The sequence below is a fragment of the Anaerotignum faecicola genome (assembly GCA_024460105.1).
Lineage (GTDB): Bacteria > Bacillota > Clostridia > Lachnospirales > Anaerotignaceae > JANFXS01.
Map to the genome: position 1 here is coordinate 1 of JANFXS010000013.1, position 1,671 is coordinate 1,671.

The window sequence follows — 1,671 nt, forward strand, 5'->3', positions numbered from 1 at the left end:
AACCATGTCTCCATAGAAAGGAGGTGATCCAGCCGCACCTTCCGATACGGCTACCTTGTTACGACTTCACCCCAGTCACTGGCTTCACCTTCGGCGGCTCCTCCCTTTGCAGGTCAGGTCACCGACTTCGGGTGCTTCCAACTCCCATGGTGTGACGGGCGGTGTGTACAAGGCCCGGGAACGTATTCACCGCGACATTCTGATTCGCGATTACTAGCGATTCCAGCTTCATGCAGGCGAGTTGCAGCCTGCAATCCGAACTGGGACTTACTTTTTGAGGTTTGCTCCACTTCTCAGTCTCGCTTCTCTTTGTATAAGCCATTGTAGCACGTGTGTAGCCCAAGACATAAGGGGCATGATGATTTGACGTCATCCCCACCTTCCTCCGTGTTATCCACGGCAGTCCCTCCAGAGTGCCCAGCTTTACCTGCTGGCTACTGAAAGTAAGGGTTGCGCTCGTTGCGGGACTTAACCCAACATCTCACGACACGAGCTGACGACAACCATGCACCACCTGTCACCTGCGTCCCGAAGGAAATATGTATCTCTACATACGCCGCAGGGATGTCAAGCCTTGGTAAGGTTCTTCGCGTTGCTTCGAATTAAACCACATGCTCCACCGCTTGTGCGGGCCCCCGTCAATTCCTTTGAGTTTCAACCTTGCGGTCGTACTCCCCAGGTGGAGCGCTTATTGTGTTTACTGCGGCACCGAAGGTTCCCCTCCGACACCTAGCGCTCATCGTTTACAGCGTGGACTACCAGGGTATCTAATCCTGTTTGCTCCCCACGCTTTCGAGCCTCAGCGTCAGTTTCAGTCCAGAAAGCCGCCTTCGCCACTGGTGTTCTTCCTAATATCTACGCATTTCACCGCTACACTAGGAATTCCGCTTTCCTCTCCTGTACTCTAGCTTGATAGTTCCAAATGCAATCCTCGGAGTTAAGCCCCGGGCTTTCACATCTGGCTTACCATGCCGCCTACGCTCCCTTTACACCCAGTAATTCCGGATAACGCTTGCCCCCTACGTATTACCGCGGCTGCTGGCACGTAGTTAGCCGGGGCTTCTTATTTAGGTACCGTCACTTTCTTCGTCCCTATTGATAGAAGTTTACGACCCGAAAGCCTTCTTCCTTCACGCGGCGTTGCTGCATCAGGGTTTCCCCCATTGTGCAATATTCCCCACTGCTGCCTCCCGTAGGAGTTTGGGCCGTGTCTCAGTCCCAATGTGGCCGATCACCCTCTCAGGTCGGCTACTGATCGTCGCCTTGGTGGGCTGTTATCTCACCAACTAGCTAATCAGATGCGGGTCCATCATATACCGGATTGCTCCTTTTCCCGCAGGAGGATGCCCTCCCGCGGTGACATGCGGTATTAGTCACCGTTTCCAGTGATTATTCCCCTGTATATGGCAGGTTACCCACACGTTACTCACCCGTCCGCCGCTAAGTTGTATCATCTTTAGGCCGAAGCCCTCCGTTAACACAACTTCGCTCGACTTGCATGTGTTAAGCACGCCGCCAGCGTTCATCCTGAGCCAGGATCAAACTCTTATATTAAAGTTCTCCCGCTTAGGATATCTCATTCTTCATAAGATTTCCACTAGCTTCTTTTTTATTTCCGTTGAATTACTTTCGCCCTCTCGGGCTTAGAATTAACTATGGGTTTAGTTTAAT

The 1,671-nt window shown here is 52.2% G+C and carries 1 rRNA gene; it reads right to left on the reverse strand.

Annotated features, from left to right (window positions below):
- Positions 1–16: 16 nt before the first annotated feature.
- Positions 17–1,554 (reverse strand): 16S ribosomal RNA (locus tag NE664_12410).
- Positions 1,555–1,671: the final 117 nt, after the last annotated feature.